Origin of the sequence: Clostridium estertheticum (assembly GCF_026650985.1) — a bacterium.
Classification (GTDB): Bacteria; Bacillota; Clostridia; order Clostridiales; family Clostridiaceae; genus Clostridium_AD; species Clostridium_AD estertheticum_C.
On sequence record NZ_CP086239.1, the window covers coordinates 116,601 to 131,787 of the forward strand.

The following is a 15,187-nucleotide window of genomic DNA, read 5'->3' on the forward strand; positions in this document are numbered from 1 at the left end:
AGAGAATATTCATAAACATGAGGGGGACTTATAAGAATGAAGGCGAAAAGACATATATTTATATTGTCATTGATTATGCTAATATGTACATCATCAATGACGACTCTAGCTACAAACAATACATCAATAGGACCGTTGACAACAAAATCTGTATATGGCTTACTTCCAGAAAATTTAAGGACTAAAACCAGTGGTGGAGTAGAAATTAAAAAAGGAAATATCAATAAGGCTAAAAGTTTTTCAACAAATGAGTACGTCGATACGAAAGCTGTTGCAGAGAAAAAAGCTTTTTATATGACTACTGATTATGATAGTTTAAGTGTACAATATGCATTAATAGATAATGGAAAAATCGTATTATCTGGTAATTCAGGTGTATATTCAAAAGAAAATACTAAAGCATTAACATCTCACAGTATGTATTGTATAGGCTCAGTTAGTAAGATGTTTGTAACAACGGCTGTAATGAAATTAGTAGACTCGGGTAAAATTAAATTGGATACTCCAATTACGGAATATATTAAAGAGTTTAAAATGGCAGATGATAGATATAAGAAGATTACAGTTAGAATGTTGTTAAATCATTCATCGGGCTTAATGGGATCTAGTTTTTCCAATACACTTCTTCTTGGAGATAATGATACATATTACCATGATACTTTTTTAGATCAATTAAAGTTTCAACGCCTAAAAGCAGAGCCAGGTGCGTACTCGGTATACTGCAATGATGGTTTTACACTTGCTCAAATCTTAGTGGAACATGTGACAGGAATTGATTATACAACCTATATAACAAATACTTTTGCGAGTCCTCTTAAAATGGAGGATACTAAGACACCAGTTAGCAAATTTGATAGAGAGAGATTAGCTAAGACATATTGTAATGGGATTTCTAGTTATTTACCAGCAGAAAATTTAAATGCTATTGGTGCAGGTGGGGTTTATTCAAGTGCAGAAGATTTATGTACTTTTGCAACAACATTTACTAAAAATTCAAATGGAATCCTTTCACAAGAATCCATAAAAGCAATGGAGAATAAGGAATATTTAAATGGTATTTGGACAGACGATACCGATAATACATGGGGTTATGGACTAGGGTGGGATAGCGTAAATCTTTATCCATTTAATTTGTATAATATAAAGGCATTATCAAAAGGCGGAGATAGTATTTTTTATCACAGTAATTTAACTGTTTTACCAGAACAAAATATGGCAGTGGCTGTTGTAACTTCTGGTGGAACTAGTGGCTATGATCAGGTACTAGCTCAAGAAATACTTCTTGCTGCATTAAAAGAAAAAGGTGTAATTAGTGGAATCAAACAAGATAAGACATTTGCAGCGCCGGAAAAAACAACTGTTCCAACAGAGGTGGTGAAAAATGAGGGCTTATATGTTTCGGCTTCGGCATTTATTGATATCAAAATTGATAAAACAGGTACATTAAGTTTATCGTATCCTCAGGCACCAGAATATGGGACACAAACTCTTGTTTATACAAAGGATGGAACTTTTGTATCCAGCGAAGGGTCGGCAAGCTTAAAATTTGTAGAAGAGACAAATGGAAAAATATATATGAAACAAACTGGTTATCAAAGTTTGAAGTTGTTAGGCCAAACAACATCAAATTTGTATATAGCACAAAAAGAGAATGTAAATAAATTAACAGATAGTGTTTCAGAGGCTTGGTCAAAAAGGGAGGGTAAGAAATATTTCTTATTAGATGAGAAATACTCCTCAATATTTATGTTGTCATGTCCCGATGTACAAGTTAGTTTTACGAAAGGGCTTGAAGGATATTTCAAATCAGATAAAATTGTAGATAATAATTCAGCTGTTGCCATCTTAGATGGGCCAGGAATGTTATCACGTGATCTAGTGGACTATACATTTTATAAAAAGGATAAATTTGAGTACCTAAATGCAGGTGGTTTTACTTATGTTGAAGAAGATGCAATTGAAACTTTTCCAACAAAAAATAAATTTACATGTACAATTAATAAAGAGGGATATGCTAGATGGTATAAAATAGGTGATCAATCAACTGACAAGGAAATTACTGTAAAAATACCGAAAAAGGCAGCGTTTGTTGTTTATGATAGTAAGGGAGATTTAGTGAATGATTCTCTAATTACAGGGACTGAAAAAGTTACATTACCTAAAGGTGGAAGAATCGTATTTTTAGGTGATGCACTGGCTGAGTTTAATATTGAATATAAGGAATAAGGGAGAAAAAAATTGATCCAGGTAGAGAAGATTATTAATAATCTTCTCTATTTTTTGGAAAAATTTACACCCCAGGGGTGAGAGGTGAATTGCATGGACATGAATAGATTATTATTAGTTGAAGATGATGAATCATTGGCACTTGGTATAGAATTTTCTCTAAAAGATGGGGGATATGAGGTTTTTAGAACATCCACAGTAGAAGGTGGAAAGACTTTGTTTCATATGGAACCAGTTGATTTGATTTTATTAGACGTTAACTTGCCAGATGGAAACGGATATGAATTATGTAAGTATATAAGAGAAAGTAGTGAGGTTCCTATTATATTTTTAACAGCTCTCGATGATGAGGTTAATATAGTCCAAGGCCTTGAAATTGGTGGCGATGATTATATAACAAAACCTTTTCGTGTAAGGGAGCTTTTATCAAGAATAAAGGTTGCTATTAGGCGTAACACTAAAAATATGTCTGTAGAAAACTCGATGAAAAGTGGAAGCATATTTGTTGATAATATAAAAGGAACAGTAAGAAAAAATGGGGAAGTCATAAATCTAACGGCTCAAGAATACAAGCTTTTATTAATATTTATGAATAAGCCTAATGTTTTGATGAAAAGAGATGAAATATTGAGTGAATTATTAGAAGGGGATGACCCTTTTTTTGATGAAAATACTCTATCAGTTTATATTAAAAGGATAAGAGATAAAATAGAGGATATTCCAAGGCAGCCAGAGTATATAGTAAATAAACGTGGACTAGGGTATAAGTGGAATAAGGATGTGGGGTAGATGTATGAAGAAATATTTTATTAATTCAGAACTTAAAATAAGTACGGTTACTTTATTATTTATAATGACTTTATTTTTAATTATTACATCCTTAAGCTTAAAGTCACATCATGATAACCTAAAGAATGATTATATAAAAAGTTTGGGGGCAATTGCTGAAAGGGTAGTTCAGAAAGATCCTAAAATGGAGAAGGAAATCATACCTCTTATTACAAAAGAGGTTTCAGAGGAAGAGGCTACACGGGGAAAAGCTTTTTTAAAGGAGTATGGTCTAACGAAGGATTTGGAAGATCAACTTTTCCCATATGTTAACACAACTATTATAAAAAATAATTACTCAATTATATTAATTTTTATTTTTATGATGGCTATATTATTTGTACTCAATTATTTTCAATATAGTTTTTTTTATAAAAGGATAAGACAATTAACCCTTGCTGCAAAAAACGTAGTTGAAGGAGATTATGACATAGCTATTAATGAAAACCAGGAGGGGGATTTTTCAAAACTAGCAATTTCATTTAACTCTATGAGAGGGATTATTAAAAGTAATTTAAGTGAGCTTGCTTTGGAAAAACAATTTTTAGTGGATTTATTATCGGATATATCACATCAATTAAAAACTCCATTATCATCAGTAATTTTATATAACGATATTATGGTTACAAAGGAGCTGACCCGCGTACAAAACGAACTATTTTTATTGAATAATCAAAACCAGCTTGAGAAGATGAATTGGCTAATTAAAAATTTACTTAAGCTTGCAAAGCTCGATGCTAAAGCCATAGAAATTGTAAAAGAAGAACAAAGTTTAAATGGAACGTTGCATGATTCAATAGAGGCATTAGAAAGTAGGGCAATTGAATGCCAGGTTAAGATTATATTTAATGAAAAAGAAGAAATAGAGTTTAATCATGATGTTTTGTGGCTTCAAGAGGCATTTATTAATATTATTAAGAATAGTATAGAACATACTCCGCCTGGCGGAAATATAAAACTTACGCTTATGGAAAATCAATTATATACAAGGATTACAATAGAGGATACAGGAGAAGGTATGACGGAGCTTGATTTGCCAAATATATTTAAAAGGTTTTACAAAGCCAAGACTGCAAAGAAAAGTGACTCTATTGGAATAGGACTATCCATTTCAAAATCTATAATTGAAGCACATAACGGAATAATTGAGGTACGAAGCAAGGTAAACATAGGAACAAAATTTATTATTACTTTTACTAAATTCTAATAAATATTTATAATTAATTTCAAGGTTGACATTGCTAACGTTCTAGTGTACTATTAACATAGTTCACTAGAACGTTAGCAACATGGCGAAAGGAGATAAAAAATGGTTACAGAATTTAATGACAAGTCGCCTATATACCTACAAATTATGGACATTATAAAAATGGATATAGTTATAGGAAAACTAAAATCAAATGACAAATTACCGTCAGTAAGAGAAATGGCAATGAATATGAATGTAAATCCCAATACTCTTCAGAGATCTTACCAAGAACTTGAAAGGCTTGGAATCGTTTATACCCAAAGAGGCACAGGGACATTTGTGGTGGAGAGTGAAAATATGGTAGATGATTTAAAAAAAGAAATGGCAAAGGAAGTTATAGATTCTTTTATACTTAGAATGAGAAACCTAGGCTTTAATGACAATGAAATAATCAAATCTGTTTCCAAAGAAACTATGGAGGTAAAATAAAATGGATAATATATTAGAAGCAAAGGAAATACGCAAATCATATTTAAATAAAAAGGCATTACGTGGGGTAAATCTAAATATACCACTTGGGAAAATTGTAGGACTTCTTGGACCCAATGGGAGTGGTAAAACTACTTTCTTAAAAATCGCAGCGGGCATACTACATCCGTCGAAAGGTGAAATACTAATAGATGGGCATATACCTGGTGTCCATACAAAGTCGATAGTTTCCTATTTGCCTGATAATGAATACCTTTTAAAGTGGATGAAAGTAAAGGATGCAGTGAAATATTTCAAGGACTTTTATTCTGATTTTGATGAGATAAAAGCAGAGGAATTATTGGTCTTTATGAATCTTGATAAAAACGACGATGTAAAGAGCCTATCAAAGGGAATGAAGGAAAAATTAAAGCTTTCATTGGTGCTTTCAAGAAAAGCTAAGCTTTATATACTTGATGAACCGCTTGGGGGGGTAGATCCTACTGCTAGAGAAAAGATACTTAATGCTATAGTCAATAACTTTAGTAAGGATAGCTCTATGATAATAACGACTCACCTTGTAAATGATATAGAACGCATTTTTGATGACGTAGCATTTATATCTGAGGGAGAGATAGTGCTAGAGGGTAATGCAGAGGAATTACGAATGAGCAGGAAAATGTCAATTGATGAATTATATAGGGAGGTATTTCAGTAATGTTTAAACTTGTAAAATATGAATTAAGAGCAAATTTTTTAACTATAATTGGAAGCTGTATAGTTGTGATAATTGCTAACTTGCTTCTTATGGCAAAGAAAAGTTCCTGGGGTGATGTAGTTATCGCATTATCTGGTTGCTTAATTATTGCTACCATAATAGTCATATTTATATCTTCATTAAATATCATGAGCAAATATTTGCATAATGACTCAGGTTACTTATTATTTACGCTACCCCAATCTGGCATGTCAATAATAACATCAAGGCTTATAACTTCATTAATTCAAATAACAATTATTGTTGTTGTATCTTTTTTGATGTCTTATTTGACGCTAACAGACAAGATTGACTTTAGTTTTTTGGTGAATATTAAGCCTGGTCTAATATTATATAGTATAATTAATTATATATGGGGCATTATTTACTTTTTAACTATTATATACTTTTGCATGGTTATCGGAAAAATAGCCTTAAAGGGTAAAAAATTAGGCAAAATAGGTTCTTTTGTAATTTTTATTATTTTATCTATAGTAATAATTTGGTTATCTACGAAAATTACAACTTTATTACCTCAAAACTTGAATTTGAGTAATTTTTCGATAAATACGACTAATGCATTGAATTTTGGTACTACAGCAGCAGAGGCAGCTTTTAATATTAATATAGCTGGTGCTATATTTGATATTATTGTTTTTACTGGATTATTTATGAGCACTTCTTATCTAATAGATAAGAAATTAGACCTTTAATATTATGAGTCAAACACATTAGATAATAGTAACACTTCTTAACTTTAAGCAGTGTTACTATTTTTTAAATACTATGATTTACCTTATATTTGTGCTGTGGCCTTCCAATTTTACCATATTCAATTAACATATCAATTTTTCCTTCTTTATTCATATATTCTAAATACTTTCTGCAGGTGACCCTTGCAATTCCGAGTATTTCACCTAGTTCTTCTGGTGTAGTATAATTATCACCTATTTGCTGAACTTGTTGCCAAATTGTATCATAAGTATATCTATTTAGCCCCTTAGTTAAATCAGAATTATTATTATTTTCTTCAACAGCTAAAGCTCTATTACTTATAATATATTTATCCAATTCACTTTGCTCAATTATATTTTCCTTTTTAAGATGATAATATCTATCTTTAAATTTAAGGAGTGATTCTTTAAACCTCTCTAAAGTGAAGGGTTTAATTAAATAATCTCGAGCTCCATATCTAAAAGCCTCCTGAATTCGTTCTGTTGTTTTATCAGCAGTAATTAAAATAACCTCAACTTCAATTTCTTCAGTTCGAAGCCATTTTAAAAAATCTATTCCATTTTCCTTAGGAAGATAAACATCAAGTAAAACTAAATCTAGTTTATGTTTTTTTATAAAGCTTTGTGCATCCGTAAGATTACTAGAAGCTTTAATTAATTGAAAGCCTTCAACCCGGTTTAAAAATTTAGTATTAATATCTCGTACCATTGGGTCATCTTCTATAATCATAACTTTAATCATTGGCTTATGCTCCTTTCCATAGGAATACTTATATTCCACCATGTTCCGTTATTTACGCTAAATTCAATTGTGCCTCTAGCCTCATCAATGATTTTTTTAACAACATACATACCTACTCCGCGCTGACCTGTTTTAGTAGTAGTTCCAATTTCATATATCTTATCTTTCATTTCAGTAGTTATACCTGGTCCATTGTCATTAACTTGAATTTTTAATTCATTTTCTAATTTGAAAATTTTAAAGTGAACAAAACCATTTCCATTTGTACTTACTGCGTCAAGAGAATTTTCTATCAAATTTCCAATAACAGATCCTAATTCGTCTTCTCTCATATACTGAGGTAGTTCATCTAACTTACAACTTGAATCAATTTCAAATATTATCCTAGCTTCTTCTGCTTTATTATATTTTGAGAGTAACAATGCTGCAATATACACATTTTTGATTTGACCTTGCAGAATACCACTAATATCTTTTCGAGTTTTAGAAACACTTGATATGAATTTCACAGCATCTGCGTATTCACCTAATTGTATCATGCCGGATATAGCATGGAGTTTATTCATAAATTCATGATTTTGTGCTCTTAGGGAGCAAGTCATTTTTTTTATTCCGGTGAGTTCTTCTGCCATTTTTTTAACTTCTGTTAAATCTCTAAAATTCATTACAAGTCCAATTACTTCATCTTTATCATTTTTAAGTGGATTATACTTGCAAAAAATCGTTAAACCTGGTCTAACTTTCATTTCTATATTTTCAAAATACTTTCCGAGTTTCAGTACTTCAGAAACTTTATGTTCATAAGAAAGATTTGTTATGGGGCGTCCTATGTCTTCGGACGTTAGCCCAAGGATTTCTCCCGCTGCTCTATTAAATAAGGTGACTCTTCCTTTTTTATCTACAGCTAGAATTCCTTCATTAACACTTTCAATAACAGCTTCCTTTTCTTTAAGCATCAATGCTATTTCTTCTGGTTCTAAACCGAAAATGGCTTTTTTAATATTGGAAGATAAGAGCGTTGCAGCAATAACCCCTAAAATTAGTCCGAGTATTATAAAAGGTATAAAGCTATCTATCTTTAAATAAATCTCATTATAAACCTCAGTAACTGGACTACCTATAGCCACTGCTCCAATCTGTTTCCCATCTTTTATTATAGGTGTAAATACTCTAAGAGAGGGCCCAAGGCTTCCATTTGCCTCAGATACATATTCTTCTCCAGTTGTGAGAACACGTTTTTCATCTCCACCCTCAAAACTTTTACCTATTTTCTCTTTAGTAGGATGTGAATATCTTATTCCTTTCATATCCATTACTACAATAAATTCTACTTTAGTTTTGATTCTTATGGCTTCTATCTGATTGTTCAAGCTTTCGTCATTAATTTGATTTTTTCCTGTTAAATAATTTTGCACAAGGTAACTCATTGAGACAGAATTTGCAATATTTAAAAGGTTACGTCCAAATTGGTCTTTAAGCACTATTTTCATCTGATTAAAAGAAAGTATAGATATACTTCCAATAGTCAGAAGTAAAATTCCGATTACTGTAGTAGTGATTTTTGTTTTTAATTTCATATTTAGCTCCTCTTATATCTTTTTATAGGATACGTTTACAAAAATTATAACATATCCAGTTTTAAATAATATATTGTTAAAAATAATACAAAGATTTTTTAATGACCACAAAGAATTTTAAACTTTCTAAATATTTAATTATATTGGATTTGTTGTTATGATGATATCAACAAATAAAACATAAATATTAATCATGAAAACGTATAAATGATATAACGAAGGGGAGAGATATTAAATGAATTATTTTGAAGAAAGTTTAAAAATGCATGAAAAATACACAGGTAAACTTGAAATAAAATCAAAGGTAAAAATAGAAACAAAAGAAGATTTAGGACTTGCATATACACCCGGAGTTGCTGAACCTTGTAGAAGAATATATGAGAATGAAGAAAACGTATACAAATATACAGCTAAAGGAAATATGGTTGCAGTTATTACAGATGGTACAGCTATTTTAGGCCTTGGTGACATAGGACCAAAAGCAGGACTTCCAGTTATGGAAGGTAAGGCAATACTATTTAAAGAATTTGCAAATGTAGATGCTTTTCCAATTTGCTTAGATACAAAGGACGTAGATGAAATTGTTCGTACTATTCAGCTTATTTCCCCAGGATTTGGTGGGATAAACTTAGAAGATATTAGTGCTCCAAGATGTTTTGAGGTAGAAGACAAACTTAAAAAAATATTGGATATACCAGTATTTCACGATGATCAACATGGAACAGCTATTGTAGTTCTTGCGGGACTCATTAATGCTGCTAAAGTAGTAGGAAAGAGACTTTGTGATTTAAAGGTTGTTATAAACGGTGCAGGATCTGCAGGAACAGCAATATCAAAACTTTTACTAAGGTCCGGAGTTAAAAATCTAATTGCTTGTGACAAAGTAGGAATACTTTATAGAGGAATGGAGAAAATCGATGATGCAAAAACGGCTCTTGCAGAAATAACTAATCCAGAAAATATAGAAGGAAATCTAAGTGATGCTTTAGTAGGTGCAGATGTATTTATAGGAGTTTCAGCTCCAGGAATTGTTACAGCTGACATGGTTAAGTCTATGAATAAAGATTCTATAGTTTTTGGAATGGCAAACCCAACCCCCGAGATAATGCCAGATGAAGCTAAAAAAGCAGGCGCAAGGGTGGCAGGTTCAGGACGTTCTGATTACCCAAATCAAGTAAATAATGTACTTGTTTTCCCTGGGTTGTTCAGAGGTGCTTTAGATGTGAGAGCAAAAGAGATAAACGAAGAAATGAAACTCGCAGCAGCTTATGCTATTGCAAATTATATAAAAGATGAAGATTTAAACGAAAATAACGTAATCCCAAGTGCATTAGATAAAGGAGTAGCAACAAAAGTAGCAGAAGCAATTGCAAAAGCTGCAAGAGATACAGGAGTAGCAAGAATATAAAATAAGATAAATTTAAAAAAATGGGAGTCCGTCTGAAAGGAAATGGACGCCCCCACTACAATTATTGAAAAATAGGAGGCCGAAAAAATGCAAATTCCAATTAAGAGAACACTCGATAAAATCCCGGGCGGTATGATGGTTGTTCCACTTTTTTTAGGAGTATTAGTTAATACATTTTTCCCAGGAGTCTTAAAAATCGGTGGTTTTACAACGGGATTGTTCGGTAAAGCGGCGTCAACACCAATTTTAGCTTGTTTTATGTTTCTAATTGGTTCACAAATTAATTTCAATTTAGCACCAAAGGCATTAAAGAAAGGTGCACTATTAATAACAGGAAAATTTATAGTAGGTGCTGGTATAGGTATATTTGTAGGGAAAGTTTTTGGACCTGCTGGAGTATTAGGTTTATCACCACTCGCAATCCTTTCAGGATTAACAAATTGTAATGGTGGATTATATGCATCTCTTGCTTCACAGTATGGTGATGAAACTGATGTAGGTGCTTATGCATTACTTTCTTTAAAAGATGGTCCATTTTTTACATTAGTTGCATTAGGCGCATCAGGACTTGCTCAAGTTCCTTTTATGGCACTTGTAGCAGTATTAGTTCCAATATTAATAGGAATGATTTTAGGAAATATTGATGTTGATATGAGAAAATTCCTTGGAAGTAGTGGATTGTTATTAATCCCATTTTTTTCTTTCCCATTAGGTGCAGGAATGAATCTTTCAACTATTGTAAAAGCTGGAGGTCCTGGTATATTACTCGGAATAATAGCTTCATTTACTGGAATTGGAGCTTATGTACTTTTAAAATTATTTAAAGAAGAGCCTATAATAGGACTTGCAACAGGGTCAACTGCAGGAAATGCTGTAGCGACGCCAGCTATTATTGCAGGAGCAGATCCATCATTAGTGGCAATTGCAACAATAGCAACAGCGCAAGTTGCAGCATCATGTGTAATATCTGCTATCCTTTGTCCATTTATTGTTTCTTACGCATTTAAAATGATGACTAAAAATAAAATGAAAAAATTAGCTAATGGACCTGCTGCATGATAAAATATGATTATTAAAATTCCATAATAAGCAGATGTTAAAATAAACATGAAAAAAACGAATTAGAGTTTGCTTAGCAGTCAATTTATAGTTTTATATAAATTGGCTGTTATAATTTTTTGTATTAGAACTATTAGTAAAAAAACAATAGTTAGTATCAGTGAGTAAGCAAATTTATATTGCATTTAACTATATTAATCAGTTTGAATAATATTTTAACTTAAATTCAATTTTTTTGTAGCTTAAAAATTGGCAATCGTAAATAATTTGTATTAAATTATACTATTATGTAAATAGTTATAAAAACTTTTATCATCCCCTTATATAGCACTGTAAACTAGACTATCGCTGGCTTTTAAAAAATGGAAAATTTTTAAAAGTACATTGCATAGCATTAATAAACATTGTATAATGTAGAAAAATGTATTTAATATATAATTAGGTAATAGTTAGAAATATACTTAAAAATGTGGAATATTGGTCTTAAAAAAAACAAAGGTTAGGAGATGTTTTAGATGCATTTATCCATATATGAATAGATGAAAACATTATATAGTGTAGTTAATAAAGGGGTATAGCCAATGAAGAATATGGCAAAAAAAAGATTGGGAGATTTATTAATTGAATCTGGAAAGATAACTTCAGAACAACTTAATAAAGTACTCAGAAGACAGCAAGGTAATGGAAAAAGGTTAGGAGAACTTCTTATTGAAGATGAGGTTTTAACCGAAGAAGATATTTTAGAAGTTCTAGAACAACAATTAAGCATAAAAAGAGTACGCTTAGATATGGAAGAGATAGATCAAAAAGTTGTTCAATTAATTCCAGAGGTTATTTCAAAAAAGTATAACTTAGTTGCTTTTGGTATAGAAGACAATAAAATAAAGGTTGCCATGTCTGATCCTTTAAATATATTTGCGATAGATGATGTTAAGATATCTTCAGGGTTTAATGTTGAAATATTTATTGCATTAACAAAAGATATTAAAAATGCAATTGATGTATATTACGCTAGTCAAAGCGCGATGAAAGCCGCTGACGATTTGTCGAAAGCTCAGGGAACAAACGACGAGAAGGAAGATAATAAAGCACAATTAGATGATATAAAAAGCGCTCCAGCGGTTAGACTTGTTGATTCTATAATAAGCGATGCAATAAAGCTGAAAGCTAGTGATATTCACATAGAACCTTTTGAAAGTTATATAAAAATAAGATACAGAATAGACGGTACTTTAAAAGAAATATCTAAATACAATAAAGATATTTTTAGTGCGTTTATAACTCGTATAAAAATACTAGCAGAATTAAATATCGCAGAAAAGAGAATACCACAAGATGGTAGAATTTTAACAATTGTAGATAATAAGAAGGTAGATTTGCGGGTATCAACATTGCCGACAATTCATGGTGAGAAGGTTGTTATCCGGGTACTGGATAGAGAAAATTTCTTGGTTGGTAAAGAAAAACTTGGTATGAACGAAGATGACTTAGAAAAAGTAGCAAGAATACTTAAAAATTCATATGGAATAATTCTCGTCACAGGCCCTACAGGTAGTGGAAAATCAACTACACTATACACACTGTTAAGTGAATTAAATGATAACAGTAAGAACATTATAACAGTAGAGGATCCTGTAGAGTATGTAGTAGATGGAATAAATCAAGTAAACGTAAATCCTAAAGCAGGGCTAACCTTTGCATCTGGTTTAAGGTCAATTTTAAGACAGGACCCTGATGTTGTTATGATAGGTGAAATAAGGGATAATGAAACAGCAGAAATTGCTACAAGAGCATCTATAACTGGGCATATAGTGTTAAGTACAATACACACTAATGATGCACCTTCAGCAATTGTAAGACTTATAGATATGGACATACAACCTTATCTAGTAGCTAGTGCTATAGCAGGAATTATATCTCAAAGACTTGTAAAAAAAATATGTCCAATGTGCAAAGAAATTTACGTTGCCTCTGATTTTGAAAAAGAAATCCTAAACATTCACTCAACGGAGGAGTTGCTTATTCACAAAGGTAAGGGATGTGGACACTGTAACAACACTGGATATTCAGGAAGAATAGGTGTATACGAAATAATGGAAGTAACTCGTAAACATAGAGAATACATAATGCGTAACGCTAGTGTAGATGAAATAAGAGATATAAGTATAGAAAAAGGGATGAAAACGCTAAAATCATCATGTACTGATTTAGTGCTAAAAGGAATGACAACGGTCGAGGAACTGGTTAAGATAGCGTTCTTGAAAGAATAGGGGGGAGTAAGTGCCTACTTATAAGTATAAAGTTATGGACCATAAAGGTCAAAAAATAGAAGCAGTATTTAAAGCTAATAGTAAAAATGAAGTGTTAGCAATGATCGAAGATAATAATTATTATCCAATAGAAATTAAAGAAGTATTAGAACGTGAGCAGAAGGATTTATTTGAATCCTTTGAGAAGGTTAAAACAAAGGATCTATACATTTTCTGTAGACAATTTTACACAATGATAAATGCAGGTGCTAATATTGCTAATGCTTTAGATGTTTTAAAAAAGCAAACTGAAAATAAAAAACTGAAGAAAAGCTTATACGAAGTTCATGATGATCTGCAAAAGGGGGTCTCTCTTTCAGACTCACTTTCAAAACATAAAGATGTGTTTCCCGATTTACTTATAAATATGATCAATACAGGTGAAGTCAGTGGTAACCTTGACATAATAATGAATAGAATGGCATCGCATTTTGAAAAAGAAAATAAGATAAATAACCAACTTAAGAGTGCTATGGTTTATCCAATGGTATTAGGCGGCTTATCAGTTGTAATAGTAATTTTCCTTCTAACATTTATAATGCCTACATTTACAGGAATGTTTACAAGCTCGGGGGTGGCGTTGCCAGCACCTACGAGAATAGTTATGGAAATAAGTCAATTTATACAAACTAAATGGTACATTTTAATTGCGGTTATTGGTGGAGCGATTTATGGTATGAAGAGTTATGCTAAAACTCCACAAGGTAGGTTATCAATAGATGGATTAAAATTGAAATTGCCAATAATTAAAGATATTACAGAGAAGGCAATAGTATCTAGATTTACTAGAACTTTATCTACCGTAATTGCTAGTGGTGTACCTTTGGTACAAGCACTAGAAGTAGTGCAAAAAGTAGTTGGAAATAAAGTAGCAGAAAATGCTTTAGAGAAAATCAAAGAAAAAGTACTAAGAGGGGTATCTTTAGCGGAAGCATTAGGAGCAGAAGCGATATTCCCAGCAATGTTACACTCCATGATAAAAATAGGAGAAGAATCTGGTTCATTAGATGATATATTGGACAAGACAGCAAATTTTTATGATGAGGAATTAGAGACATCACTAAAAAAAATGACCACAATGATAGAGCCGCTTATGATAATAGTAATGGGAGTTATTATAGGATTTATAGTTATTGCAATGATGCTTCCTATTCTAAGTATGTCTGAGACAGTTAAGTAATAGTATGATTAATATGATAAAACTATAAAATAGAGGCATAAAAATTACAAATAGAAATAGCATGAGGGTTTTGCAGCTTTATCATTATTATATATTTAATAATATATTAATTTATAAGGGGGAATTATTAATGGAAATGAATTTAATGAAAATGGATGTAATTAAGAAAAAGAAGAGGAAAGGGTTTACTCTAATTGAACTTATTGTAGTTATCGCAATATTGGGTATTTTGGCGGCGATTGCTGTACCAAGATTAACAGGTGTAAGAGCAAATGCAACTAAGAATGCTGATATTGCAACTGGTAGAACGATAGCAAGTGCAGTTTCGATATTTGAGGCAGATACAGGAAATAAACCAACAAGTATTTCGGATTTAGTTCCAAAGTATTTAGATGTAATACCTAAATCAGCTACAGTAACAACAGAAACTTTTGCAATTTCATATGATACTACTGGATCTCTGTCTGTTAAGCATGGCACAACAACTGTATATCCGGCTCCATAGCATTGTGTTTAGTTAGCAAGTTCGGTTCTTTGGGTTGCACAAAGTCCCCTGAGAGTCATGAATAAACTGTGAATAAAATATTATATTAAATAAAGAGTAAGCAATGAAGTCTGTTGGTAGAACAATTCACTTTGGCTAATAATTCAACATAGCAAACACAAACTTCCAGTTCTTGTTGCCATATTAAGGTACGTAACAAGAATTG

At 31.6% G+C, this 15,187-nt stretch carries 13 protein-coding genes; 11 read left to right on the top strand and 2 right to left on the bottom strand.

Features of this window, described 5'->3' with window-relative positions:
• The first annotated feature begins 36 nt into the window (after positions 1-36).
• From LL038_RS00460 to LL038_RS00485, 6 genes are all read left to right on the top strand, one after another.
• Positions 37-2,226: a serine hydrolase domain-containing protein gene (locus LL038_RS00460; protein WP_216119534.1), complete on the top strand. Its 2,190-nt coding sequence runs from the start codon at positions 37-39 to the stop codon at positions 2,224-2,226.
• 99 nt (positions 2,227-2,325) lie between these two features.
• Positions 2,326-3,015 (top strand): response regulator transcription factor, encoded by a 690-nt coding sequence (locus LL038_RS00465; protein WP_216119766.1) that lies wholly within the window; start codon positions 2,326-2,328, stop codon positions 3,013-3,015.
• A 4-nt stretch (positions 3,016-3,019) separates the two neighbouring features.
• On the top strand, positions 3,020-4,261 hold the full coding sequence (locus LL038_RS00470) for a HAMP domain-containing sensor histidine kinase (RefSeq protein WP_216119535.1): 1,242 nt from the start codon (positions 3,020-3,022) through the stop codon (positions 4,259-4,261).
• A 102-nt stretch (positions 4,262-4,363) separates the two neighbouring features.
• Positions 4,364-4,732, top strand: a complete 369-nt coding sequence (locus LL038_RS00475) for a GntR family transcriptional regulator (RefSeq protein ID WP_216119536.1) — start codon at positions 4,364-4,366, stop codon at positions 4,730-4,732.
• A 1-nt stretch (position 4,733) separates the two neighbouring features.
• Positions 4,734-5,429 carry an ABC transporter ATP-binding protein gene (locus LL038_RS00480; RefSeq protein WP_216119537.1) on the top strand — a complete coding sequence of 232 codons (696 nt, stop codon included), beginning with the start codon at positions 4,734-4,736 and terminating at the stop codon, positions 5,427-5,429.
• Positions 5,429-6,181, top strand: coding sequence for a hypothetical protein (locus tag LL038_RS00485; protein WP_216119538.1), 753 nt, complete (start codon positions 5,429-5,431; stop codon positions 6,179-6,181). The genes LL038_RS00480 and LL038_RS00485 overlap by 1 nt, the downstream gene beginning before the upstream one ends.
• Positions 6,182-6,245: 64 nt before the next feature.
• On the opposite strand, the gene LL038_RS00490 is transcribed toward LL038_RS00485, so the two are convergent.
• On the bottom strand, positions 6,246-6,944 hold the full coding sequence (locus LL038_RS00490) for a response regulator (RefSeq protein ID WP_216119539.1): 699 nt from the start codon (positions 6,942-6,944) through the stop codon (positions 6,246-6,248).
• Positions 6,941-8,521 (bottom strand): ATP-binding protein, encoded by a 1,581-nt coding sequence (locus tag LL038_RS00495; protein ID WP_216119540.1) that lies wholly within the window; start codon positions 8,519-8,521, stop codon positions 6,941-6,943. Before LL038_RS00495 ends, LL038_RS00490 begins: the two co-directional genes overlap by 4 nt.
• Before the next feature lie 235 nt (positions 8,522-8,756).
• On the opposite strand from LL038_RS00495, the gene LL038_RS00500 reads away from it, so the two are divergent.
• The 5 genes from LL038_RS00500 to LL038_RS00520 all read left to right on the top strand — a co-directional run bounded on the left by LL038_RS00500 (position 8,757) and on the right by LL038_RS00520 (position 14,982).
• The gene (locus LL038_RS00500; protein ID WP_216119541.1) at positions 8,757-9,929 is read left to right on the top strand and encodes an NAD(P)-dependent malic enzyme; all 1,173 of its coding nucleotides are present in this window, start codon (positions 8,757-8,759) and stop codon (positions 9,927-9,929) included.
• An 87-nt stretch (positions 9,930-10,016) separates the two neighbouring features.
• The gene (locus tag LL038_RS00505; RefSeq protein ID WP_216119542.1) at positions 10,017-10,988 is read left to right on the top strand and encodes a 2-keto-3-deoxygluconate permease; all 972 of its coding nucleotides are present in this window, start codon (positions 10,017-10,019) and stop codon (positions 10,986-10,988) included.
• Positions 10,989-11,569: 581 nt separating this feature from the next.
• Positions 11,570-13,258, top strand: a complete 1,689-nt coding sequence (locus LL038_RS00510) for a GspE/PulE family protein (protein ID WP_375292987.1) — start codon at positions 11,570-11,572, stop codon at positions 13,256-13,258.
• A 10-nt stretch (positions 13,259-13,268) separates the two neighbouring features.
• The gene (locus tag LL038_RS00515) at positions 13,269-14,477 is read left to right on the top strand and encodes a type II secretion system F family protein (RefSeq protein WP_216119543.1); all 1,209 of its coding nucleotides are present in this window, start codon (positions 13,269-13,271) and stop codon (positions 14,475-14,477) included.
• A 130-nt stretch (positions 14,478-14,607) separates the two neighbouring features.
• Positions 14,608-14,982: a competence type IV pilus major pilin ComGC gene (locus LL038_RS00520; protein ID WP_268055964.1), complete on the top strand. Its 375-nt coding sequence runs from the start codon at positions 14,608-14,610 to the stop codon at positions 14,980-14,982.
• Positions 14,983-15,187: the final 205 nt, after the last annotated feature.